At 58.4% G+C, this 23,075-nt stretch carries 21 protein-coding genes; 12 read left to right on the forward strand and 9 right to left on the reverse strand.

Features of this window, described 5'->3' with window-relative positions:
• Positions 1–337: 337 nt before the first annotated feature.
• The 5 genes from rpoD to KQI26_RS13815 form a co-directional block, all read right to left on the reverse strand.
• Positions 338–1,498, reverse strand: coding sequence for an RNA polymerase sigma factor RpoD (rpoD, locus tag KQI26_RS13795; RefSeq protein ID WP_118747485.1), 1,161 nt, complete (start codon positions 1,496–1,498; stop codon positions 338–340).
• Positions 1,499–1,500: 2 nt separating this feature from the next.
• Positions 1,501–3,270, reverse strand: a complete 1,770-nt coding sequence (gene dnaG, locus KQI26_RS13800) for a DNA primase (RefSeq protein WP_216504857.1) — start codon at positions 3,268–3,270, stop codon at positions 1,501–1,503.
• A gap of 625 nt (positions 3,271–3,895) precedes the next feature.
• Positions 3,896–4,894, reverse strand: a complete 999-nt coding sequence (locus KQI26_RS13805; protein WP_216504858.1) for a deoxyguanosinetriphosphate triphosphohydrolase — start codon at positions 4,892–4,894, stop codon at positions 3,896–3,898.
• Positions 4,895–4,966: 72 nt separating this feature from the next.
• A complete protein-coding gene (locus tag KQI26_RS13810; protein ID WP_216504859.1) occupies positions 4,967–5,602 on the reverse strand; it encodes a YigZ family protein in 636 nt (211 codons plus the stop codon).
• A 61-nt stretch (positions 5,603–5,663) separates the two neighbouring features.
• Positions 5,664–6,284, reverse strand: coding sequence for a hypothetical protein (locus tag KQI26_RS13815; RefSeq protein ID WP_216504860.1), 621 nt, complete (start codon positions 6,282–6,284; stop codon positions 5,664–5,666).
• Between the two features lie 193 nt (positions 6,285–6,477).
• Between KQI26_RS13815 and KQI26_RS13820 the strand changes: the two genes are divergently transcribed.
• From KQI26_RS13820 to sfsA, 10 genes are all read left to right on the forward strand, one after another.
• Positions 6,478–7,977, forward strand: coding sequence for a lipopolysaccharide biosynthesis protein (locus tag KQI26_RS13820; protein ID WP_216504861.1), 1,500 nt, complete (start codon positions 6,478–6,480; stop codon positions 7,975–7,977).
• A 281-nt stretch (positions 7,978–8,258) separates the two neighbouring features.
• On the forward strand, positions 8,259–9,263 hold the full coding sequence (gene aroF / locus KQI26_RS13825; protein ID WP_216504862.1) for a 3-deoxy-7-phosphoheptulonate synthase: 1,005 nt from the start codon (positions 8,259–8,261) through the stop codon (positions 9,261–9,263).
• Positions 9,250–10,113, forward strand: coding sequence for a prephenate dehydrogenase (locus KQI26_RS13830; RefSeq protein WP_216504863.1), 864 nt, complete (start codon positions 9,250–9,252; stop codon positions 10,111–10,113). Before aroF ends, KQI26_RS13830 begins: the two co-directional genes overlap by 14 nt.
• Positions 10,110–11,171 (forward strand): 3-dehydroquinate synthase, encoded by a 1,062-nt coding sequence (gene aroB, locus KQI26_RS13835; protein WP_216504864.1) that lies wholly within the window; start codon positions 10,110–10,112, stop codon positions 11,169–11,171. Before KQI26_RS13830 ends, aroB begins: the two co-directional genes overlap by 4 nt.
• A gap of 1 nt (position 11,172) precedes the next feature.
• Complete coding sequence (aroA, locus tag KQI26_RS13840; RefSeq protein WP_216504865.1) at positions 11,173–12,441, forward strand: 3-phosphoshikimate 1-carboxyvinyltransferase; 1,269 nt, start codon at positions 11,173–11,175, stop codon at positions 12,439–12,441.
• Positions 12,419–13,531, forward strand: a complete 1,113-nt coding sequence (gene aroC / locus KQI26_RS13845; protein WP_216504866.1) for a chorismate synthase — start codon at positions 12,419–12,421, stop codon at positions 13,529–13,531. Before aroA ends, aroC begins: the two co-directional genes overlap by 23 nt.
• A 6-nt stretch (positions 13,532–13,537) precedes the next feature.
• Positions 13,538–14,680: a bifunctional chorismate mutase/prephenate dehydratase gene (locus KQI26_RS13850; RefSeq protein WP_216504867.1), complete on the forward strand. Its 1,143-nt coding sequence runs from the start codon at positions 13,538–13,540 to the stop codon at positions 14,678–14,680.
• A gap of 1 nt (position 14,681) precedes the next feature.
• Positions 14,682–15,938 (forward strand): shikimate kinase, encoded by a 1,257-nt coding sequence (locus KQI26_RS13855; protein WP_216504868.1) that lies wholly within the window; start codon positions 14,682–14,684, stop codon positions 15,936–15,938.
• Positions 15,910–16,341, forward strand: a complete 432-nt coding sequence (gene aroQ / locus KQI26_RS13860) for a type II 3-dehydroquinate dehydratase (RefSeq protein ID WP_216504869.1) — start codon at positions 15,910–15,912, stop codon at positions 16,339–16,341. Before KQI26_RS13855 ends, aroQ begins: the two co-directional genes overlap by 29 nt.
• On the forward strand, positions 16,338–17,018 hold the full coding sequence (sfsA, locus tag KQI26_RS13865) for a DNA/RNA nuclease SfsA (protein WP_216504870.1): 681 nt from the start codon (positions 16,338–16,340) through the stop codon (positions 17,016–17,018). Before aroQ ends, sfsA begins: the two co-directional genes overlap by 4 nt.
• A 142-nt stretch (positions 17,019–17,160) precedes the next feature.
• Here the strand turns inward: sfsA and KQI26_RS13870 are convergent, their stop codons facing one another.
• Positions 17,161–17,592: a hypothetical protein gene (locus tag KQI26_RS13870; RefSeq protein WP_216504871.1), complete on the reverse strand. Its 432-nt coding sequence runs from the start codon at positions 17,590–17,592 to the stop codon at positions 17,161–17,163.
• Positions 17,593–17,702: 110 nt separating this feature from the next.
• Here KQI26_RS13870 and KQI26_RS13875 point away from each other — a divergent pair, with 110 nt between their 5' ends.
• Positions 17,703–17,894: a hypothetical protein gene (locus KQI26_RS13875; protein ID WP_216504872.1), complete on the forward strand. Its 192-nt coding sequence runs from the start codon at positions 17,703–17,705 to the stop codon at positions 17,892–17,894.
• 93 nt (positions 17,895–17,987) lie between these two features.
• Here the strand turns inward: KQI26_RS13875 and KQI26_RS13880 are convergent, their stop codons facing one another.
• The 3 genes from KQI26_RS13880 to KQI26_RS13890 form a co-directional block, all read right to left on the reverse strand.
• Positions 17,988–19,130: an amidohydrolase gene (locus KQI26_RS13880; protein WP_216504873.1), complete on the reverse strand. Its 1,143-nt coding sequence runs from the start codon at positions 19,128–19,130 to the stop codon at positions 17,988–17,990.
• A 431-nt stretch (positions 19,131–19,561) separates the two neighbouring features.
• Entirely contained in the window at positions 19,562–20,890 is a 1,329-nt protein-coding gene (hflX, locus tag KQI26_RS13885; RefSeq protein WP_253292872.1) for a GTPase HflX, read from the reverse strand.
• 1 nt (position 20,891) lies between these two features.
• Positions 20,892–22,337 carry an MATE family efflux transporter gene (locus KQI26_RS13890; protein WP_118747469.1) on the reverse strand — a complete coding sequence of 482 codons (1,446 nt, stop codon included), beginning with the start codon at positions 22,335–22,337 and terminating at the stop codon, positions 20,892–20,894.
• A 336-nt stretch (positions 22,338–22,673) separates the two neighbouring features.
• On the opposite strand from KQI26_RS13890, the gene KQI26_RS13895 reads away from it, so the two are divergent.
• The gene (locus KQI26_RS13895) at positions 22,674–22,916 is read left to right on the forward strand and encodes a helix-turn-helix domain-containing protein (protein WP_118426642.1); all 243 of its coding nucleotides are present in this window, start codon (positions 22,674–22,676) and stop codon (positions 22,914–22,916) included.
• Positions 22,917–23,075 lie beyond the last annotated feature (159 nt).

The following is a 23,075-nucleotide window of genomic DNA, read 5'->3' on the forward strand; positions in this document are numbered from 1 at the left end:
CGTGTCGAAAAAGTGGCTTAGGCCACTTTTTCGAGTTTTTGCAAGGGGCTGGCGGAGTGCCTCCGCTCCCATACTGCGCTCCCGCGCTGGCGGCGAGCCGCCGCTCCCATACTGCGCTCTCGCGCCGGGCCGGTTGTACGCAGAAAAGCAAAGAAAGTATGGCCGTCCGGACACCGGACCAGCGGGGCGCCCCGCCCTTGAGAAGTGCAAAAAGCCGCCCTTTTGGGGCGGCTTTTTGCGGACTGATAGGGATAGGGCGGACGACCCTTTTCGTTATATAGGTTTTTCGACAGTCTGAAAGCTCTCCTGCTGTGCAGGGGGTTTTATTTTCTCAGCATCAATTCAAAAAGTCTTTCAGCTTTTTGCTGCGGGAGGGATGGCGCAGTTTCCGCAGGGCCTTGGCCTCGATCTGGCGGATGCGTTCTCTTGTCACATTGAACTCCTTGCCCACCTCTTCCAGAGTGCGGGTGCGGCCATCCTCAATGCCGAAGCGCAGGCGCAGCACCTTTTCCTCCCGGGGGGTCAGGGTCTTGAGCACCTCTACCAGCTGCTCTTTCAGCAAAGTGAAAGAAGCCACTTCTGCCGGTTCGGGAGCATCGTCGTCGGGGATGAAGTCGCCCAGATGGCTGTCCTCTTCCTCGCCGATGGGGGTTTCCAGGCTCACCGGCTCCTGGGCGATCTTCATGATCTCCCGTACCTTGTCGGCGGGGATGCCCATCTCGTCGGCGATCTCCTCGGGAGAGGGATCGTGGCCCAGCTCCTGAAGCAGCTGACGGGACACACGGATGACCTTGTTGATGGTCTCCACCATATGCACCGGGATACGGATAGTGCGGGCCTGGTCGGCGATGGCCCGGGTGATGGCCTGACGGATCCACCAGGTGGCATAAGTGGAGAACTTATAGCCCTTGGTGTAATCGAATTTCTCCACCGCTTTGATCAGACCCAGGTTGCCCTCCTGGATCAGGTCCAGGAACAGCATTCCGCGGCCCACATACCGCTTGGCAATGGACACCACCAGACGCAGGTTGGCTTCGGCCAGGCGCTTTTTGGCCTTTTCGTCCCCTTCCAGCATCCGCTTGGCCAGCTCGATTTCCTCATCGGGGGACAGCAGGTCCACCTTGCCGATCTCCTTCAGATACATCCGCACCGGATCGTCGATGGCCAGACCTTCCGCCAAAACGGTGTCGTCGGGCACTTCTTCCTCGTGGATGTCCTGGATCTCCTGCAGGTCCGGATCGTCCATATCCATCAGGGGCACTTCCGGCAGGCCGTCTTCCTCTTCCACGGCGATGCCGATGCCCATCTGCTCCAGCATCTCCATCATTTTATCCTGCTGCTTGCTGTCCAGCTCCAGCTCGTCAATGGCCAGATTCAGCTCTTTCATGGTGATTTTGCCGCTTTTCTTGGCATTGTCCAGCAGAGCCTTGATGATCTGCTGCTTGCTCTGGGTCTCCTCCTGGTTTTTGTCGTTCTTCTTGTTCTTGTCTTCCGCCATTCTTACATTCCTCCACGCTCTTGCTGCCGCCGGAGTCGGCGTTGGGCCAGCTCCAGAAGGGCAGCATCGTCTTGTTCTTCGGTCTGCTTTTTCTTTTTGATATATTCCATCTCGATCACCGAGAGATAATCTTCCAATGCCCGCTGGGGGTCCTGCACCGGCGGCTCCTTGGCCACCAGCCTGGCCAGCGTCTCTCCCTCTTCCGGGGAAAGCAGGCTCATGCACAGCCCCAGGCTGGTCTCCTCCCCTTGCTGCCGCCGCTTGAGAAGCAGTTCATAGATCTTCCCCAAAAAGGGAGAGGAAAACTGCTCTGGCTGCAGCCGTGAGAACACCCGGTCCAGAAGCTCCCCGTGGGAAAACAGCAGGGCCACAAGCCCTTCCTCCCGCCGGGCCGAGCGCACATTGTCATAATGCAGCTCCCGGGCGGCGGGCTGGGCGGCCCGAGCGGGCTGCATGGCCTGCCGTTCCTGCTTAGCCTTCTGCTGCCAGGCCCGGCGCTTCCGCTGCCGCTCCACCTCTTCCAGCATGGATTCCGGGCTGACTCCCGCCTTCTCCGCCGCCTGCCGAGAGAAGATCTCCCGTTCCACGGCGCTGGGGATGGCGCAGAGCAGCAAGGCCGCCTGCTGGAGAAACTCCACCCGATCTTCGGTCTCTTCCAGATCGAACCGGGCGGCAATCTCGCTGAGCCGGTACTGGATATCGCTGTCCGACCGCTCCAGCAGATCCCGGAAAGCTCCCGGACCGTTTTCCCGGATATATTCGTCCGGGTCCTTGGCCCCGCTCATACGCAGCACCCGCACCTTGAGGCCGGTGGGGGTCAGCAAGTCGATGGCTCGCTGGGCGGCTTTTTTTCCCGCCTCGTCGCTGTCATAACAAATGATCACCTGCTCCTTGCCCCGGGAGGCCATCAGCCGGGCCTGCTCCTTGGTGAGGGAGGTGCCCAGGCTGGCCACGGCGCTTTGGAACCCGGCCTGATGGAGGGCGATCACATCCATATACCCTTCGGCCAGAAGGAAAAAATCCCCTTTGGATTTTTTGGCGAAGTTCATGGCGAACAGATTCTGGCTTTTCTGGAACACCGGGGTATCGGAGGAGTTTAAATATTTGGGCATACTATCGTCCATCACCCGTCCGCCGAAGGCGATGACCCGGCCCTGGATGTCAATGATGGGGAACATGACCCGGTTGCGGAACCGGTCATAGACCCCGCCGCTTTTGTTCTGCACCACAAGGCCGCATTCCAGCATTTCCCCTTTGGTAAAGCCTTTCGCCGTCATGGCATGAATCAGGCTGTCCCAGCTGTCAGGTGCAAAGCCCAGGCCGAAATGCTTCAGAGTTCCCGGGGACAGGCCCCGGCCCAGAAGATAGGAAAGGCCCCCTTTTCCTTCGGGAGAATAAAGCTTTTCCACATAGAACCGGGCGCTTTCGGTGCACAGGGCAATGAGCCTTTTCCGCTTCTCCCCATAGGAGGGCCCGGTGTCTTCGGGGACTTCCATTCCCACCTGGGCGGCCAGATGACGCACCGCTTCGGGGAAGGTCATGTTTTCCATCTGCATGACGAAGTTGATAACCCCGCCTCCGGCGCCGCAGCCAAAGCAATGGTAGATCTGCTTATCCCGGGACACCGAGAAGGAGGGCGTTTTTTCGTTGTGGAAGGGACACAGGCCAAAGTAGTTGGAGCCGCTTTTTTTCAGCTTCACATACCGACTGACGATGTCATAAATGTCGCATCGTGCGGTGAGTTCCTGCAAAAAACTTTCTGGTAACGCCATCTTCTTCCCTCCCGTCCAGGCGGAGTGCCTCCGGCAGCGTGACGCTGCACCCATACTGCGCTCCCGCGCTAAGCAATCAAACCAAGGCTTTTCTGCGGCACTTGGCCCCTACCCAACCCCGTCGGAGACGCGAAAAAGGTCGGGGAAGCAGCGTGACGCTGGCGGAGTGCCTCCGCTGTCATATTGCGCTCCCGCACGAAGCAATCAAATCAAAACTTCTCTGCGGCACTTGGCCCCTACCCGACCCCGCCCGGGGCGCGAAAGCGGAGTGCCTCCGCTGTCATATTGTGCTCCCGCGCTAAGCAATCAAACCAAGGCTTCTCTATGGCACATGGCTCCTACCCAACCCCGCCTGGGGCGCGAAAGCGGAGTGCCTCCGCTGTCATATTGTGCTCCCGCACGAAGCAATCAAACCAAGGCTTTTCTGTGGCACTTGGCCCCTACCCAGCCCCGTCGGAGACGCGAAAAAGGTCGGGGAAAAACCTAGTTTTTCCCCGAGAGCCAGCGGCGGCGTCACCTACCGGAATGATGGTTATTTCGGCACTGGGCCGAAATAACACGCCGCCAATGCCGAAAATCCCTTCATGGGATTTCCGGCAGCCTTCGCCGCAGCGAAGGCTCTGGCTCATTTGTTCCACGATTGGGGGATATACAGGCGGAAGAACACATCCACCGCAAAGCGGTCGGTCATACCGGCCACATAATCGCAGGCGGCCCGCTCGGCCCCCTCCTGCAAGGCGATCTGCATATAATCGGTGGGCAGATCGTCGGCGTTCTCCGAAAAATGCCGGTAGAGCTGGGTGAGCACCCATTGCCCTTTCCGCTCCTCCCCCTTGGCCCGGGGATTCTGGTACACATGGCGGAACATAAAGTCCCGCATCTCCAGCATGGCCTCCTCCAGAAGCGGCGGCAGGCCGATCTCCCCTTCTTCCTCTCCGTAGGTCAGAAGACCGTTGACCAAAGTATCGATGCGCTGGGAATGGGTCTGGCCCAGCACACTGCGCAAAGACGCCGGAATGTCCTGGGGCGAGAGGATGTCCCCCCGGATGGCATCGTCGATGTCATGGTTGAGATAGGCGATCCGGTCGGCATAATGGACAATGCGCCCTTCCATGGTGTCGGCTTTTTTCTTGCCGGTGTGGCACAGAATACCATCCCGTACCTCCATGGTCAGGTTCAGGCCCTCACCGCCCTTTTCCAGCCGATCCACCACCCGCAGGCTTTGTTCGTTGTGAGCAAAGCCCCCGGGCACCACCTCCCGCAGCGCCTGTTCTCCGGCGTGGCCAAAGGCGGTGTGCCCCAGGTCATGGCCCAGGGCGATGGCCTCCGTCAGGTCCTCGTTGAGCCGCAAACCCCGGGCCACCGTGCGGGAGATCTGGGAGACCTCCAGGGTGTGGGTCAGCCGGGTGCGGTAATGGTCCCCTTCCGGGGACAGAAACACCTGGGTTTTGTGTTTCAGCCTGCGGAATGCCTTGGAATGGATGATCCTGTCCCGATCCCGCATAAAACAGGTGCGGCTGGGGGATTCCTCCTGGGGCTTGAGCCGTCCCCGGGATGCGCTTGCCAGACAAGCCCCTTTCTGCAAGGTGCGCTCTTCCAGCTCTTCCAGTCGTTTTCGTATCACAGGGCATCCCCTTCCTTTATATAATACGCCAAAAAGACCTGTTTTCCTTCTTTTCCGGGGAAAATTTTTTCTTTATTTCACCCGCTTGGCCCGCAGGGATACTTCTCCCTTCTGAGGGTTGACCCGGCCGGAGGTGCTGTCCACCACCTGGGCGGCAAAGCCGTCAAATTTTTCATCGGGGATGGAAAAGTGTATGACCACATGGTCGGAATATTCCACATCGTCCTCCTGGGCGTCAAAAGCGGGCATCAGGCTGCGCACCGTCTCAAAGAGGGAATAATCGCAGGGGATGCTCCCTTGGCGGAAGGGCACCATCTCGGCCACTCCGGCGGTGTCCACGGCGATCTTGGCCCCGTGGCCATAGGCCCGGGTCAGTCCGCCGGCCCCCAGCTTGATGCCGCCGAAATACCGCACCACCACGCACAGCACATCGAAGATCCCCTCTTTTTTCAGCACCTCCAGAATGGGCATTCCAGCGGTACCCTGAGGCTCTCCCGCATCGGAGAAGCGCATCACCTGGCCCTCCTCTACGATGTAGGCATAGGCCACGCAGGAGGCATCCCAGAATTCCTTCTGCATTCTTTTGATCTGATCCATGGCCTGCTGGGTGCTGGTCACCTGAAAGATATGACCGATGAACCGGCTTTTTTTCTCAACAAATTCGTCCTTCCCCTCTGCAAAGGGCACCTTTTTCCCCGCCATGCTCATATGCTTTCTCCCCTTTCACAAGCTGGAAAAGCGGCCTTTTTCAGTAAAAGGCCGCTTTCTTTCATTCCTGTTCTTCGGTTTGCGCGTTTTCCTGATTCTGAGCTTCCTGCTGTTTCTGTGCTTCCTGCTGCCGCTTCTTTTCCTCCTCGGCCCGGCGGCGCTGCAAGGCCTCCCGGCGGGCGGCCTTTTTCCGCTTCATCAGTTCTTCCCGGGCTTCCTTGATGGACAAGTCGTTTTTGATCTTCATATATTTATAGATATCGAAGATGCACACGCTGCCCAAAAACAGGGCGATGAAGAAATGGAACCAGGTGAAATCCAGCAGCATCCAGGTGACACCGCCCAAAAAGAACACATAGAACACAATGCCCATAATGAGATAGGGCTTGCCTTCGGGGCAGATGACGATGGGCTCTTTATGCCGGGGAGCCTCTTTCATCTTTTTTGCCTGTTCTTCGGTAATCAGGGGACCGGCCCTTTTTTCCTCCTGGCGGCGCTTGTCCTCTCTGCCCCAGCAGAAGAAGGCCGCCACCACAAAGAGCAGGATCTCGGCGATAAAGCCGATCACATTGGGGGTTTCGCCTGTGACCCACAGATAGATCATGTGGATCACTTCCGCCCCGCTGAGAATGGCAAAAAGCAGGGTGAACATCATCCACACGCTGAGCTGTTTCATTTTCATGCCGTTTTTCCTCCGTTTGTTCTGCGCAAGGGCCTTCCTGATGGCCCATATTATTTTAGTATACACTGACGGCGGCTTTTTTTCCACCATTATTTTGTGTATTTTCATAAGAATGACATTTTTCCCGAAAGGCTATATAAATTGTCCGGTTTTTTTGCTATACTGATAAAATCACGAAATGGAGGTTTGACGCATGGGTTCGGGAAACTCCTATAAAAAGCTTTTTTCCACCACCATGATTCTGGCCATTGGTTCTTTCAGCTCCAAGGTGCTGGTGTTCCTTCTGGTGCCCTTCTACACCCGGGTGCTCTCCCAGAGCGAATACGGCACGGCCAACCTGATCACCCAGGCCTGCAACCTGCTAATGCCCCTGGTGTCGGCGGGCATTGCCAACGCTGTCATCCGCTTCGCCTTGCAGAAAGGAAGCAACAAAAAAGGCATCTTCTCCATGGGGCTTGTGACGGTGCTTTGCGGCGGCGGTGTGCTGCTTTTGCTCTCCCCCATCCTCTCTCTGCTGGAGTTTGTGCAGGGCTATACCTTCCTGGTGTTCCTCTATGTGCTGATGAGCGCACTGCACACGGTGTGCGCCCAGTTTGTCCAGGGCCTGAAATACACCAAGCTCTTCGCCCTGGACGGCGTGCTGCGCACTCTGATGACCATCGGCTTCAACATTCTGCTGCTGGTGGTCTTTGATCTGGGCATTGCCGGTTATGTGCTGGCCACCATTCTGTCCGACTTTTTGTCCACCCTGTTTTTGTGGTTCATGGCCTCCCTGGGCCGGTATTTCTCCCTGAGCCACATCGACCGGGATACCCGGCGCACCATGCTGCGCTATTCGGTGCCCCTGATCCCCACCATGATCTGCGTGTGGATCGTCAGCATGAGCGATCAGTATATGATCGAGTACATCCTCAACGACCTTTATAGCGCCGCGGCCAACCTGCCCAACCAGGTGACCCACATCATGGGTGTGGTGGGCGATGCCTGCAAGCAGGAACTGTCCCTCCCCGGCACCTATGCCGTGGGCAGCGCCGCCGTGGCCATCTATGTCATCTCCAACAAGGTGCCCCACATCCTGTCCATTGTGGCCGGCATCTTCGGCGACGCCTGGCAGATCTCCATCGTCTCCGAGGACCCCCAAAAGCAGCGCCGCTTCTTCTCCAATGTGTTCGCCACCTATCAGTGCGTGGCTCTGGTGGGCTCCTCCGGCCTGATCATGACGGCCAAGATCATGGTCACTCTGCTGGCCGCCCCCTCCTATTATTCCGCCTGGCGGTATATCCCGGTGCTGGTGCTGGGCATCACCTGTTCCTGCCTGGCCACCTTCTTGGGCAGCATCTATATGGTGGAGCGGCAGAGCGTTCACACTTTGACCACCACGCTGCTGGGTGCTTTCCTCAACATCGGGCTGAACCTGCTGACCATCCCCCGCATGGGCGTGATGGGCGCCGCCCTGTCCACCTGCCTCAGCTATCTGCTCATGTTCCTGGTGCGGGGCATTCACACCCGGAAATACATTCCCGTGTCCTGGCGGCTGCACAAATTCCTGCCTTCCTGCGTCCTGGTGGTGCTCCAGGCCGCTCTGATGCTGTGGGAGGTTCCCCTGTGGCCCCTGTGGCAGATCCTGTGCTTCCTGCTCATCACTCTGCTCAATATCAAAGAGCTGTTCCGCTCTCTTTTCCGGCTTTTTTAGGCTTTTTTCCCTTTTCCCCCTTTACATCGGGCCACCGGTGTGTTATGTTACAATCAGAAGAACAAAACAGAGGAGATCACAAACCATGGTCAGCCGTCTTTTTACAGCTGCATATTACTTTTACTTTAGCTTTATCAACTTTTTTGATAAGGCTTATTTGAGTTTTGCTGTAAAAAGCCCCTGCCTCGGTTGATTCCCTGAGTCAAGGCCAGCGCGGCCCCGCAGCGAAATTCGCAGCGGGGCCGTTTTTTTGTGCCGTAGGAGAAAGGATTTGTTGTAAAATGGTAGTGCTTCTCAAAAAAAACGCCCCCCAGCAGCAGCTGGACAGTCTGACCGCCTGGCTTCAGAGCATGGGCATCACCCCTCACATCTCCGTAGGCTCCCAGCAGACCATTGTAGGCCTGGTGGGCGACACCTCCAAAGTGGACATGGATGTGATCCGGGCCATGGACATTGTGGAGGATGTGAAACGCATCCAGGAACCCTTCAAAAACGCCAACCGGAAATTCCATCCGGAGGATACGGTGATCGAAGTGGGCGGCGCCCGCATCGGCGGCGGAAACTTCTGCGTCATGGCCGGGCCTTGCTCGGTGGAAAGCGAAGAGCAGATCGTGGCGGTGGCCAAGGCGGTGAAGCAGTCGGGCGCTCAGGTGCTCCGCGGCGGCGCCTTCAAGCCCCGCACTTCCCCCTACGCCTTCCAGGGTCTGCAGAGCGACGGCATCAAGCTGCTCCTGCTGGCCAAGCAGGAAACCGGCCTTCCCATCGTCAGCGAGATCATGGACGCCTCCCACATTCCCCTCTTTGAGGATGTGGACATCATCCAGGTAGGTGCCCGGAATATGCAGAACTTCACCCTGCTGAAAGAGCTGGGCAAACTGCGCAAGCCGGTGCTGCTCAAGCGGGGCCTTGCCAACACCCTCCAGGAGCTGCTGATGAGCGCCGAATACATTATGGCCGGGGGCAACGAGCAGGTCATCCTCTGCGAGCGGGGCATCCGCACCTTTGAAACCTACACCCGCAACACCCTGGATCTTTCGGCCATTCCGGTGCTCCATTCCCTGTCCCATCTGCCGGTGATCATCGACCCCAGCCACGCCACCGGCCAGAGCAAGCTGGTGCCCTCCATGGCGCTGGCTTCGGCCGCCGCAGGGGCCGACGGCCTGATCATCGAGGTGCACAACGACCCGGCCCACGCCCTGTGTGACGGTCCCCAGTCCCTCACCCCGGAAAATTTCGATACCCTGATGCAAAAAGTGGGAGGGATTCTGCCCTATGCCTTCCGGTGATTTTCAGAAGATCGGCGTTCTGGGTCTGGGGCTCATCGGCGGCTCCATGGCCCAGGCGGCAAAAGAGGCAGATTGCACCGTTTTCGGCCTGGACCGGGATTCTCAGGTGATGGACAAGGCCGGAGCCATCGGCATCCGGCCCATGACAGAGGAAGTCCTTCCCCAGCTGGATGTGCTCCTCACCGCCCTCTATCCCGGGGCCACATTGAAGGAAATGGAGCGTCTGGCCCCGCACCTTTCCCAAAGCACGCTGGTCATCGACCTGTGCGGGGTGAAGATGGCAGTGGTGCCCGGCATGGAAGAGCTGAGCCGCCGGTATGGCTTCCCCTATCTGGGAGGCCACCCCATGGCGGGAAAGGAAACCCGCGGCTGGGACTTTTCCCAGGCCGGACTTTTCCAGGGAGCCTCCATGATCCTCACGCCGGGAGAAGGCTTTGACCCCGCCCTTTATGACAAAGCGGCCCGGTTTTTCCTCTCCCTGGGCTTCGGGCGCATCACCAGGAGCAATCCCCGCTCCCACGACCGGATCATCGCCCTCACATCCCAGCTGGCCCATGTGATCTCCTGCGCCTACATCCAAAGCCCCACGGCGGAGGATTTCTCCGGTTTTTCCGCCGGCAGTTTTCAGGACATGACCCGTGTGGCCCGGCTGAACGAGACCATGTGGACCGAGCTGTTCTGGGACAACCGGGAATTTCTCACCCAGGAGATCCGGGGCATGGCCGGGCGGCTGGAGCATTACGCCAACCTGCTGGAAACCGGAGACAAAGAAGGGCTTTTTGATCTGCTGCGGGACGCCAGAGAAAAGAAAGAAGAGTCGGACAGCATTCTGAGAGGTGGAAAAAGATGAAAACAGTATCCATTGATTCTTCCAAACAATATAACATCCACATCGAACGAGGCCTTTTGGAAAAGGCCGGGAGCCTGATCTCCCAGGTGCACCCCCGGTGCAAGGTGGCCATCGTCACCGATGACAATGTGGCCCGGCTCTATCTCTCCCAGGTGTCCGCCGGGCTGGAAAACGCCGGGTATTCCCTGTGCACCCTCATCCTCCCCCACGGCGAACACAGCAAAAGCCTGGGCGTCTGGACCAAGGTGCTTCAGTTCCTGGCGGAAAACGGCCTGACCAAAAGCGACCTGGTGCTGGCCCTGGGCGGCGGAGTCATCGGGGATGTGGCGGGATTTGCCGCCGGTACCTATCTGCGGGAAATTCCCCTGGTGCAGCTGCCCACCACTCTTCTGGCGGCCATCGACAGCTCGGTGGGCGGCAAGACCGGCATCGACCTGCCCCAGGGCAAGAACCTGGCCGGGGTGTTCTGCCAGCCGGAGCTGGTGATCTGCGACACCGCCGCTCTGGACACCCTCACCGACCACTATTTTGCCGACGGCTGCGCCGAGGGCATCAAGTATGGCCTGCTGGCCGACAAAGAGCTGTTTGACGCCTTTGCCCGGGGAGTCGATCGCCGGGATATGGACGACATCGTGGCCCGGTGCGTGGAGATCAAGCGGGACTTCGTCCAGGGGGACGAGCGGGACATGGGCAAGCGGCAGATGCTCAATCTGGGGCACACCGTGGGCCATGCCATCGAAAAGCTCAGCGGCTACTCCATTTCCCACGGCCATGCCGTGGCCATGGGCATGGTGGTCATGTGCCGGGCCGCCTATTCCCTGGGCTATTCCCGGGAAAACTGCACCCCGCCTTTGCTCCAGGCCCTGGACGCCTGCCATCTCCCCTCGGCCTGCCCCTATGACGCCGCCGCCCTGGCCAAAGCCGCCCTGTCGGACAAAAAGCGCCGGGGCGACAACCTGACCCTGATCCTGCCCCTGCGCATGGGCGAATGCTGCCGGGAGACCATCCCCATGAAAGACCTGGAAGGCTTCATCGCCGCCGGACTGGGGGAGCGGTAACATGGACATCTGCATCACCCCCGCCCCATTGGGCGGGCGGGAGCAGGCGGTGCCCTCCAAATCCCACGCCCACCGGCTGCTTCTGTGCGCCGCTCTATGCCGGGAAAGCACCTTGCTCCATATCCCCGCCCCCTCGGTGGACATCCTGGTCACCATGGATTGCCTGCGGGCCCTGGGGTGCCAGATCGATTCTCTGCCGGGCGGAGACTTCCGCCTGACCCCGCCGGAGCACTTTTCCCCCTCCCCCGCCCTTTTCTGCCGGGAAAGCGGCTCCACCCTCCGCTTTTTGCTGCCGGTGGCGGCGGCCTTGGGGAGTGAGGCCCGCTTCTCCGGGGAGGGACGGCTGCCGGAGAGACCTCTGGAGCCGCTGCTGACCCAGCTCATGGAGCACGGCGCGGCCTTTTCCGCCCCATCCCTTCCCTTCACCCTTTCGGGCAAGCTGAAAGGCGGCGTCTTTACCCTGCCGGGGGATGTGAGCAGCCAGTATATCACCGGCCTGCTCCTGGCCGCCCCTCTGATGGCGGAAGGGTGTGAGATCCTTCTCACCTCCCCTCTCCAATCGGCCCCCTATGTGGAAATGACCCTTTCGGCTATGGCCCAGTTTGGGGTCACAGTGGAAAAAACCTCCCAGGGCTTTCGGGTCGCCCCGGGGCAGCACTGCCAAAGCCCCGGCCCGGTCACAGCCGAGGGGGACTGGTCCGGCGCGGCCTTCTTCCTCTGCGCCGGAGCCCTGGGCGGGCCGGTGACCGTCTCCGGTCTTGCTCCCCGCTCTTCCCAGGGGGACAAGGCGGTGGCCGATATCCTCCGGGACATGGGCGCTATACTCTCCTGGGATGGAGATGCCCTCACCGTCTCCCGAGGCGCTCTCCGGGCTGTCACGGCGGACAGCGCTCCCATTCCCGACCTGATCCCGGTGCTGGCCCTCACCGCCGCTTTCTGTGAGGGCGAAAGCCGTTTCACAAACGCCGGACGCCTGCGGCTGAAGGAAAGTGACCGTCTCAGCGCCATCTGCCGCATGATCGCGGATCTGGGCGGCACGGCTTTCTGTGAGGGAGACACCCTTATCGTCCGGGGCGGCACGCTGCGCGGCGGCACAGTTCATAGCGGCGGCGATCACCGCATGGCCATGGCCGCTGCCGTGGCCGCCTGCCTGTGCCAGCAGCCGGTGATGATCGAGCAGGCCCAGGCGGTGGTCAAATCCTACCCCAGCTTCTGGGAGGAATACAACAAGAGAGGAGGAAAGACCCATGAGCTCCACCTTCGGCCATAGCCTGCGCATCAGCGTGTTCGGCCAATCCCATTCCCCTGCCATCGGCGTGACCATAGATGGTCTGCCCGCAGGGCTGAAAGTGGACATGGAGGAAGTGTCTGCCTTCCTCGCCCGCCGTGCTCCCGGCCAGGGGGCCTATGCCACCGCCCGGAAGGAAAGCGATGCACCGGAAGTGCTTTCCGGCCTGGTGGACGGCTTTACCTGCGGCGCACCTCTCTGCGCCGTGATCCACAACAAGGACACCCGTTCCAAAGACTACGAAGCCATGCGCCAGCTTCCCCGGCCCTCCCACGCCGACTATGCCGCCTATGTGAAATACGGCCAGTACCACGACATCCGAGGCGGCAGTCATTTTTCCGGCCGTCTCACCGCTCCCCTGTGCTTTGCCGGTGCAGTGGCCATGCAGTTTCTCCGGCAAAAGGGCATTCTGGTAGGGGCACACATCTCTTCCATCGGGGAGGTGGAGGATACCCCCTTCTCCCCGGTGGACCTGACTGAAGAAGAACTGCTCACCCCTTCCCGCCGCAGCTTCCCGGTGCTGTCCGAGGAAGCGGGAGAAAAAATGCTCTCCCTTATTGCCCAGGTGAAGAGCGAAGGGGACAGCATCGGCGGCACCATTCAGGGCGCTGCCATCGGCCTGCCCCCCGGCCTGGGCGAGCCCATATTCCAGGGGGTGGAAAACCTGCTGGCCGGGGCGCTGTTCGCCATTCCCGCCATGCGCGGGGTGGAGTTCGGGGCCGGCTTTGCTGCGTCCCAAATGCGGGGCAGCCAGCACAACGACCCTTTTTACCGGGACGAAAAGGACCGGGTGCGCACCCGCACCAACCGCCACGGCGGCGTGCTGGGGGGCATCACCTCGGGGATGCCCCTGCTCTTCCGCTGCGCCGTCAAGCCCACCCCCTCCATCGCCCTTCCCCAGGAGACGGTGCGGCTGTCCGGCGGTGAGGATACCCTCCGCATCGAAGGCCGCCACGATCCCTGCATCCTCCCCCGGGCGGTGCCCTGTGTGGAGGCGGTGACCGCCCTGGTACTCTGCGACCTGTGGCTTATGACTTACGGCAATCAAAAAACAGATGGAATGAAAGGATGAAACACCATGGAACTGACCGACCTGCGCGGCCGGATCGATGAGATCGATACACAGCTGGCTCAACTTTTCAAACAGCGGATGGACATTGCCCGGCAGGTGGCCGAGCAAAAGGCCAAGACCGGCAAACAGGTGCTGGACCCCTCCCGGGAACGGCAGGTGCTCTCCCGGGTGTCCGACCTGGTGGGCGAGGACTACGAAAGCTATGCCCGGCTTTTGTGGAACACCCTGTTTGATGTAAGCCGCTCCAGCCAGCGGCGCGCCCTGGCCCAGGACACCCCGCTGAAAGAGCACATCGCCAAGGCCCTCCAGGACACCCCCGCCCTCTTCCCCAAAAAAGCGGTGGTGGCGGTGCAGGGCGTGGAAGGGGCCTATTCCCAGCAGGCCTGCGACAAGCTGTTCGCCCTGCCCTCCATCCTCTATTTCAACCAGTTTGAAGGGGTGTTCCAGGCGGTGGAAAAGGGCCTGTGCCCCTATGGCATCCTGCCCATCGAAAACAGCTCGGCCGGCTCTGTCACCCAGGTCTATGACCTGATGAAGCAGTATCACTTCCACATTGTCCGCTCCATCAAGCTGAAGGTGGATCACGCTCTGCTCGTAAATCCCGGCGCCGCCCTCTCGGACATCAAGGAAGTGTGCTCTCATAGCCAGGGCCTGAACCAATGCACCCGCTTCCTCAAGGAGCACCCGGAGATCAAGATCACCGTCATGGAAAACACGGCGGCCGCCGCACGGTATGTGGCCGAAAGCGGCCGGAAGGATATCGCCGCCATTTCTTCTCTCAACTGCGCCCGGCTCTATGGCCTGACCCCCATTCTGGAAAACTTCCAGGACAGCGACCACAACTACACCCGCTTCATCTGCATCGGCAAAAACCTGGAGATCTTCCCCGGCTCGGACAAAATCAGCCTGATGCTCACCCTGCCCCATGAACCCGGCTCCCTCCATGGGCTGATCGCCCGCTTTGCCGCTCTGGGGCTCAACCTGACCAAGCTGGAAAGCCGCCCCATCCCCGGCAAGGATTTCGAGTTCATGTTCTATTTCGATTTCTCTGGCTCCTTCCAGGAGCAGGCCGTTCTGGATATGGTGAGCACTCTGTGCCGGGATCTGCCCTCCTGCACCTTCCTGGGCGCTTACAGCGAGGTGTTTTAACATGGCGGATTACGGCCTGATCGGAAACCCCTTGGGCCACAGCTTTTCCCCCCAGCTCCACCGGGCTCTGGGGGGATATGACTACGCCCTGTGGCCCCTCACCGAGCCGCAGCTGGAGCCTTTTCTCATAAAAAGGGATTTTTCCGCCGTCAATGTGACCATTCCTTATAAAAAAGCCGTCATTCCCTATTGCGCCGCCCTCACAGAGGAAGCCCAGCAGATTGGCAGCGTCAACTGCCTGCGGAAAGAGCCGGACGGCACCCTTCTGGGCCACAACACCGACCTGTATGGCCTACTGTACCTGGCCAGGCGGGCCGGAGTGCAGCTGAAAGGGAAAAAGGTGGCCATCCTGGGCAGCGGCGGCACCAGCCTGACGGCCCAGGCCGCAGCCAGAAAAGAAGGAGCCCGGGAAGTTCTGGTGGTTTCCCGCCGGGGAGAGCTGACCTATGAACGGCTGTTGAAAGAGCACCAGGACACCGAGGTGCTCATCAACACCACCCCGGTGGGAATGTTCCCCCACGAGGGAGCATATGCCGTGGACCCCAGCCTGTTCCCTCATCTGGAGGGGGCGCTGGATACGGTGTATAACCCTCTGCGCACCGCCTTTATCCAGAAAGTGGAGGATATGGATCTCCCCTGCTCCGGCGGGCTTCCCATGCTGGCCGCCCAGGCCTGGGCGGCGGCCCGGTTCTTTACCGGGGAAGATATCCCGGAAGAAAAACTGGAAAAGGCTCTGAAAGAGCTGGAGCTTTCCCTGACAAACCTCATTCTCTGTGGTATGCCCGGCTCGGGAAAAAGCTCCCTGGGGGCCTTGTGTGCCCAGCAGCTGGGGCGGAGCTTTGTGGATCTGGATACAGAAATCGAAAAGGCGGCAGGCTGCTCCATCCCGGAGATCTTCCAGAAAGAGGGCGAAGAAGGCTTCCGCAGGAGAGAAACAGAGGCCCTGCGGCACTTCATCCGGGAAAAGGGACTGGTGCTGGCCACCGGCGGCGGCACGGTGCTGCGGGAAGAAAACCAGGGTCTGCTGCGGCAGAATGGCCTGTGCGTATGGGTGCGCCGGCCGCTGGAAAACCTGCCCACCGAAGGGCGGCCCCTGTCCCAGGGCGGCCTTGCAAAGCTGCAAGCCATGTACCAGGCCCGGGAGCCTTTGTACCGCAAGGTGAGCCAGGCCATATTGGAAAACACCGGCACACTACAAGAAGGAGCGGAAAAGCTCCGGGAGGTATTTTATGAAACTGCTCATCATCAACGGCCCTAACATCAACCTGCTGGGGGTGCGGGAAAAGCACATCTACGGCAATGAAAGCTATGAGGATCTGCTGCGCTTTATCGATGAAGCCTGTCAGAAGGCAGGAGTGGAGCATGAATGCTTCCAGTCCAACCATGAAGGAGACATCGTGGACAAGATCCAGCAGGCCCTGGGTGTTTTTGACGGCATCGTCATCAACCCGGCCGCCTACACCCACACCAGCGTAGCCATTCTGGACGCCTTGAAAGCGGTGAATCTCCCGGCGGTGGAGGTGCACCTGTCGGACATCTCCCAGCGGGAGGAGTTCCGGAAAATTTCCTATGCCGGCATGGCCTGCCAGGCCACCTTTGCCGGTCTGGGCTTCAAGGGCTATGAAAAGGCCATTCTCTATCTGAAGGAGCTTGTCAAATGATCTATCCTCAGGTGGTGGAGGGAGTATTTCTCCGCCGTCCCAACCGGTTCATCGCCCATGTGGAGATCGAGGGCAAAGAGGAAGTGTGCCATGTAAAGAACACCGGCCGGTGCCGGGAGCTGCTGATTCCCGGCTGTCGGGTCTATCTGGCAAAGGCCCAGAACCCCAACCGGCGCACCGGGTTTGACCTGATCGCCGTATGGAAGGGAGAAAAGCTCATCAACATGGACAGCGCCGCTCCCAACCAGGTGTTCCGGGAGTGGGCGCCCTCTTCCGGGCTGTTCGGGGAAAACCCCCGCATCCGCCCCGAGACCACCCACGGGGATTCCCGGTTCGATTTCTACATCGAAGGGGGAACAAAACCTGCCTTTGTGGAGGTCAAGGGATGCACCCTGGAAAGCGAAGGCCGGGTCTATTTCCCCGATGCCCCCACCCAGCGGGGCGTCAAGCACCTGGAAGGGCTGATCCGGTGCAAAGAAGAGGGATATGAAGCCATGGCGGTGTTTGTGGTGCAGATGGAGAATGTGCTCTCCTTCTCCCCCAACGATGTGACCCATCCCGCCTTTGGGGAGACGCTGCGAAAGGCCCAGGCCAAGGGTGTTCAGCTCCTGGCCCTCTCCTGCCATGTGGAGCCGGACAAGCTGGAGATCGCAGACCCTGTTCCCATCCAGCTGTGATTCTGCCGACACACTCAACATATGAACAAATATAGCAACTCAACAATGTAATAACGGTGTGATATTCATCACACTTTGGGCTGGACATAAGGTCCTGGTCCACTAACTGGTAACTGGCGGGGAATTTCCCCGCCTTTTTATATCACAATTTATCTGGCAAATTTAATACCTTTTTTCCCTTTTTTTCAGCTAGATTTTTTGCTTGAGCCGCCCCTCCCCACCCATATCGAACATAGGTCACTACATAATCAGATCGTTCTATCATCCATCTATTGCGATGGGAAATCGCAAATTTGAGCGGTTTGCTTTCCAATCCTTCCGGATAAATACTATCTTCCTCATCCTCTATTCTTTTTATCGGAAAATAAGCCAGCACTTTAAAACAGCGAATGTGGGAATACTTCTCCCGCATTTGTACCAAAATTTTCCAAACAATCTGATCAAATTTTCCCTGATTCCCTACATAAAACAAATCCACACCTTTCTGATTGATTAAATTTTCAACAACTATTTCAAGACTTCTCTTCGCTTCTTCTGGAGCATCTCTATGCCCAAAAAAGGTGCAAACCATCATAATCCCTCATTTTCATTTTTAGTATACTTATTTTAAGTATACAATTAACATCATATCATAAAATCATCTTAAAATATACTAAAAACGAGATAAGATTTTATGGTGATACCATGCGCAACAAAGAGAACAAACACCTGGGCATCGAAATTGACCCGGAACTTCATGGAAAGCTGAAATATGTAGCAAAATACGAGGGCCGTTCCATGAACGGACAAATCCTTTACCTGATTCGCCAATGCATCCGGGAGTTTGAAGAAAATCAAGGCGCTCCCATTCCCCTCACAGAAAAAGAAAGACAATAAAACATCCCCCGGGAGGAAGTTTCCTCCCGGGGGATTTCTCAGTCCGCCGAAAAAGCGGCAAAAGCCCCGCTCCCTTGCAGCGATTCTCTTTTGCTAAATCTGACCGAGAGCGTCCACGGCCACCTGGGCATACATGGCGCAGGCAGTGATCAAAGCCTGCTCATCCCCGGCAAAGTGGTCGCTGTGGAGGGGATACTCGCAGCCGGAGCCATAGAGGAAAAAGGCCCCCGGGCACAGCTGCATATACTCGGAAAAGTCCTCAGCGATCATCTGACGGCCTTCAGGGGCCACCTGGGCCACCTTCCCGGCGCTCTTCAGGCAAAGGTCGGTAAAGCCTTCCTCGTTGACGCAGGCCTTGGCCACCTTGTCATATTCCAATTTGGCCTCCACCCGGTAGGCCCGGGCGATGCCCTCCACCACCCGCTCCATGGCTACCGGCACCATGTCGTGGATGGTGGGATCGAAGCTGCGCACGGTGCCCTCCAGCACGCTCTCTCCGGAGATGATATTGAACCGGGTGCCGCTGTGAAGCTGGCCCACGGTGATCACCAGGCTTTCCAGAGAACTGATCTCCCGGCTCACCAGGGGCTGCAGGTTCATCACCAGAGCACTGGCCGCCACAGTGGCGTCGACAGCATCCTCCGGCGTGGCCCCATGGCCTGCCTTGCCCCGGATGGTGATCTTGAAATAGTCAGCGGCGGAAAACACCGGCCCTACGGACCCGGCCACCGTTCCGGCGGGCAGAGAGGGCATATTGTGCATGCCAAAGACCATGTCCACCCCTTCCATGCCGCCTTGTTCGATCACGGCCTTGGCGCCTTTGCCCACTTCCTCGCCCGGCTGGAAGATCAGGCGCACATTACCGCCCAAGTTCTGCCGCTCCTGCCACAAAAGCTTGGCCGCTCCCAGCAGCCCTGCCATATGCAGGTCATGGCCGCAGGCGTGCATCAGCCCTTCTGCTTCACTGGCAAAGGGCAGTCCGGTTTCCTCCTGAATGGTCAGCGCATCCATATCGGCCCGCAAAGCCACCGTCTTTCCCGGACGGCCTCCTGCAATCTCGGCCACCACCCCGGAAGGGCTCAGCTTCCGATGGGGAATGCCGATCTCATTGAGCTGGGCCATGATGAAGGCCGTGGTTTCTCTTTCCTCCATGCTCTTTTCCGGGTGCTGATGGAAATGCCGCCGCAGGGAGACCATGTATTCCTCCAGCGCCTTTGCCTTGTCCAAATAACTCACAGGTATTTCCTCCCTTTGCTCTTTTTTTCAGCATACCACATCCCGGCCCATTTTCCTAGCCTGAGGGAAAAATTCCCTGGCGCTCCTTGTTATTTTCACCATATTGCGCTATAATTCCCCCAAGTTGCATAGGCATTTTTTACAACCATTTTTGTGGAAAAGGAGGGTTTCCCATGATGGCATTCTGGCTGAAACAAGGGGAATACCTGCTGCCGGTCCGGTGTCCGGACAGCCGCCTGGGGCGCGAAAAAGGTCGGGGAAAAACTTAGTTTTCCCCGAGAGACATCGGCGGCGTCACCTTCCGGAATGATGGTTATTTCGGCTTTACGCCGAAATAACACGCCGCCAATAGCAAAGAAACAGGCCCAGGGAACCAAGTTCCCATAGGGCCTGTTTCTTTTGCGATCCTTCGCCGCAGCGAAGGATCTGGCTCACTCTTCCCATTCTTCTTTCTTCCGCCAGTCTGGAACCCATTCTTTCAGCTGTCCCAGCACGGCGGCGTCACAGAGCACGGTGACCGCAATGCCCTCGGGCACATAATCGGCCTTCTTCACCTGGGCCTTCCGATAGAGCATATCCAGCACCGACGCCCGATCATAGGGCAAAATGAACTCCACCTGCCGCTGGGCACTGTCCAGAGTCTCCCCGATCCGATCCAGCAGCCGGTCCAGGCCAATGCCCTTCTTGGCCGAAATATGCAGCGCACCCGTCTGCCGGGGCTCCAGGTCCGGGGCGATCTTGTCGCACTTGTTGAACACCAGGATCCGAGGGGTCTCCTGGGCGCCCAGCTGGGCGATCAGGCTTTCCACTACCTGGGCCTGGCTCTCCCAGATCTCGCTGGAGGCATCCACCACATGGATGAGCACATCGGCATAGACCAGCTCTTCCAGGGTGGCCTTGAAGGCCTCCACCAGATGATGGGGCAGCTTTCGAATGAATCCTACGGTGTCAGAAAACAAAAGCTGCCGCCCGTCTTCCAGACGCAGGCTTTTTGTGGTGGGGTCCAGGGTGTCAAACAGCCGGTCGTTGGCATGGACTTCCGCCCCGGTGAGGGCGTTGAGCAAGGTGGATTTTCCCGCATTGGTGTACCCCACCAGGGCCACCAGGGGCACCTCCCGCTTTTCCCGCTGACGACGCTGGGTGGAGCGGATCTGCCGCACATTCTCGATCTCCCGCTGGAGCCGGGCAATGCGCTGGCGGATGTGCCGGCGGTCGGTTTCCAGCTGGGTTTCACCAGGGCCGCGGGTACCGATGGGGCTGCGCCCGCCGCCAGCGGTCTGGCGCACCAGGTGGGTCCACATGCCCGACAGCCGGGGCAGCAAATACTGGTACTGGGCCAGCTCTACCTGGAGCTTGCCTTCCCGTGTCTGGGCACGCTGGGCGAAAATATCTAGAATCAGGCCGCTGCGGTCCATCACCCGGCAGCCCATGATATCCTCCAAGGCCCGGGCTTGGGAGGGGGACAGCTCGTTGTCCATCACCAGAAGCTCCACATCGTTAGCCTTCACCAGCTGAGCGATCTCCTGAGCCTTCCCTTCCCCGATGAAGGTTCGGGGGTCAGGGGTGGGCCGGTTCTGCATGGCCTTGAAGATGCACTCTCCCCCAGCGGTCTCTAAAAGCTGAGACAGCTCTTCCATGGTATCCTCATCGGAATGGTCGAAATCGGCGAGGGCGGTGCACCGCAGCCCCACCAGGGCCGCCCGCTCCGGACAGCTTTCGCCGGGCATCCCGGCCTTGTTGTTATTTTCCAGTTCTTTCAAATCAGTTCTTAACTCCTTCTTTGGCTCTATGGGACTTTTTCACAATGAAATTATGCTGGCCTTCCCAGCGGAGAGTCTTGTACACCACATAGGCGAAAATAGCGGTCATCGTGTTGCTGAACACCGTGGCCCAGGGGATGACGGTGTAATTGATATGAATCCGGCCGCCCATGATGGTCTCCAGGAACAGCTGGCTTTCCACCACCCGGATAAACACATACCGCAGCAGCCACACCCGGGCCACATTGATGGCAATGGGCAGCTTGGTGCGGGCAAAGCCGATAAACACGCCGCAGTAAACACTGCACACACCAAAGGTGGGTGCGCCCAGAACGGCGATCTTCTGGGTGGTGAGGGCACCCTCCAGCACTTCGGGGTTTGCATTGGTAAACAGATGGGTAATGGGCTCGCCGAACAGATAGATGATAGCGATGCCCAAAAATCCGCCGATGGTGCTCATCACCACCGAGGCCACGGCTGAGGCCTTGGCCCGCTTGTTCTGACCGGCGCCCAGATTCAGGCTGACGGCGGTGGTAACAGTGGTGCCGAAGCAGCTGGTCAGGTTATACATCAGGCTGGAGATATTGTTCCCCAAATTGATGGAATTGAGCAGGGTGGTGCCGAATTTCATGGCTTCCAGGTTGATGAGCCAGAATCCCACCGACATGGCCATGTTGTTGATCACCGAAGGGATACCCACGGTCAACAGGGTACGGATGGCGTCCTTGTCAAACCGGAAATGACGGAAGGACAGGTGCATGCCATTTTTGCGGAAGAACACATCGAACAAAAGCACCAGAGAAACCACCAGATGAGAGCAGATGGTGGCAAAACCGATGCCCATGACCCCCAGGCCCAGTCCGGCCACGAAGATGGCATTGCAGATCACCTTGGTAAACACCATGAGGAAGGTGAAGGCAAAGGGCACTTCCGATTTGCCCACGGCGTTCTTCAAAGCGTAGTAGGCGTTGTTGAAATAGGCGAAGGGAATAGAAAAGGCATACAGCCGCATGGCGAGGCGCACGCCGGGGCGCAGATCAGGCAGGGCCATATTGGCATAGAAGCCGGAAAGCAGGAAGGTCAGACCGCCCAGGGCCACGGAAAGGCAGAACATCAGGGCCAGAAACTGCCGGGTATAGTGACGGCTGTTTTCCCAATCCCCCTGGCCATTGAAGCGGCCCAGGATGGCCGTACCGGCCACCGAAAGACCGATGCCGGCATTGTAGATCACATTGAAGGCCTGCATGCTGTAAGAGACGGCGCCGCTGGAACTAAGGTCGGCGTAGTTCAGAATGAACCAATTGTCAAAGGTGGTCGCCAATGCCTGGGAAATGAGCATGAGGAAGGAGGGCACGGCCAAAAAGAGCATGGTACCATAGACCCCTCCTGTGAGGATTTTGCGGGTTCGCTCTTCCCCACTCTGCCTAAGAAAACTGGTGAGCTTCATCGTCTTCTTCCCCTTTCGGTACTTGGTTGTCGCCGCCCATGCAGGACTGCTATGTTGATTATAACGAAAAATTTACAAAGAGGAAAGGGGGTAAACAAAAAATGCCCCATACCCGCTCGACTATGCCGGCCTGCTGCACCCCAAACAGATGCGGACTTTAAAACCAAGTTCCACACAATTCTGCTGCATAAAGGCAATCAACAGCTATTTGATCTGAAAAGACACCCATTTTTTGCGATGCTGTTTCTCCCCCTCAGTTAGTGAAATATAACCAATGTTCTTTTCTCAAATGGCATATCATACAAAAAAGAACAGGAAATCACGAAGGAGGGACACATGGACACCAGAGAAGCCATCGTTTTTCGCATTCGGCAATTATGTCAGCAGCGGCACATCACTCCCAACGGACTGAGCAACCTTTCCGGTGTGTCCCAAGCCACGGTAAAAAGCATTTTGAACGGTGAAAGCCGTAATCCCGGTACAGTGACCATCAAAAAACTGTGTGATGGTTTGGAGATCACGCTGGGCGAATTTTTCTCCACCCCGGAATTTGATGCACTGGAGCAGGAACTGAAATAATCTATCCCGTACCAAATCATAAACAAAAACCCCGGCCATTTGAACTGCACCCCATTTGTTAGACAGTATGATATACTATCTAACAGATGGGGTGATTTATTATGTCAAGAGGAAAACCAAACAAACGATACACGCCGGAATTCAAGAAGCTGGTCGTAG

The sequence above is a fragment of the Intestinimonas sp. MSJ-38 genome (assembly GCF_018917925.1).
Taxonomy (GTDB): Bacteria; Bacillota; Clostridia; order Oscillospirales; family Butyricicoccaceae; genus Pseudobutyricicoccus.

Bases quoted from the DNA above. Each gene is read 5' to 3' on its own strand.
- aroQ (WP_216504869.1), top strand. From the start codon at position 15,910: ATGAAACTGCTCATCATCAACGGCCCTAACATCAACCTGCTGGGGGTG.
- KQI26_RS13810 (WP_216504859.1), bottom strand. From the start codon at position 5,602: ATGAGCATGGCGGGGAAAAAGGTGCCCTTTGCAGAGGGGAAGGACGAA.
- KQI26_RS13870 (WP_216504871.1), bottom strand. From the start codon at position 17,592: ATGATGGTTTGCACCTTTTTTGGGCATAGAGATGCTCCAGAAGAAGCG.
- KQI26_RS13820 (WP_216504861.1), top strand. From the start codon at position 6,478: ATGGGTTCGGGAAACTCCTATAAAAAGCTTTTTTCCACCACCATGATT.
- KQI26_RS13855 (WP_216504868.1), top strand. From the start codon at position 14,682: ATGGCGGATTACGGCCTGATCGGAAACCCCTTGGGCCACAGCTTTTCC.
- aroC (WP_216504866.1), top strand. From the start codon at position 12,419: ATGAGCTCCACCTTCGGCCATAGCCTGCGCATCAGCGTGTTCGGCCAA.
- rpoD (WP_118747485.1), bottom strand. From the start codon at position 1,498: ATGGCGGAAGACAAGAACAAGAAGAACGACAAAAACCAGGAGGAGACC.
- dnaG (WP_216504857.1), bottom strand. From the start codon at position 3,270: ATGGCGTTACCAGAAAGTTTTTTGCAGGAACTCACCGCACGATGCGAC.
- KQI26_RS13895 (WP_118426642.1), top strand. From the start codon at position 22,674: ATGGACACCAGAGAAGCCATCGTTTTTCGCATTCGGCAATTATGTCAG.
- sfsA (WP_216504870.1), top strand. From the start codon at position 16,338: ATGATCTATCCTCAGGTGGTGGAGGGAGTATTTCTCCGCCGTCCCAAC.
- KQI26_RS13875 (WP_216504872.1), top strand. From the start codon at position 17,703: ATGCGCAACAAAGAGAACAAACACCTGGGCATCGAAATTGACCCGGAA.
- KQI26_RS13815 (WP_216504860.1), bottom strand. From the start codon at position 6,284: ATGAAAATGAAACAGCTCAGCGTGTGGATGATGTTCACCCTGCTTTTT.
- KQI26_RS13830 (WP_216504863.1), top strand. From the start codon at position 9,250: ATGCCTTCCGGTGATTTTCAGAAGATCGGCGTTCTGGGTCTGGGGCTC.
- aroF (WP_216504862.1), top strand. From the start codon at position 8,259: ATGGTAGTGCTTCTCAAAAAAAACGCCCCCCAGCAGCAGCTGGACAGT.
- aroB (WP_216504864.1), top strand. From the start codon at position 10,110: ATGAAAACAGTATCCATTGATTCTTCCAAACAATATAACATCCACATC.
- KQI26_RS13890 (WP_118747469.1), bottom strand. From the start codon at position 22,337: ATGAAGCTCACCAGTTTTCTTAGGCAGAGTGGGGAAGAGCGAACCCGC.
- KQI26_RS13850 (WP_216504867.1), top strand. From the start codon at position 13,538: ATGGAACTGACCGACCTGCGCGGCCGGATCGATGAGATCGATACACAG.
- aroA (WP_216504865.1), top strand. From the start codon at position 11,173: ATGGACATCTGCATCACCCCCGCCCCATTGGGCGGGCGGGAGCAGGCG.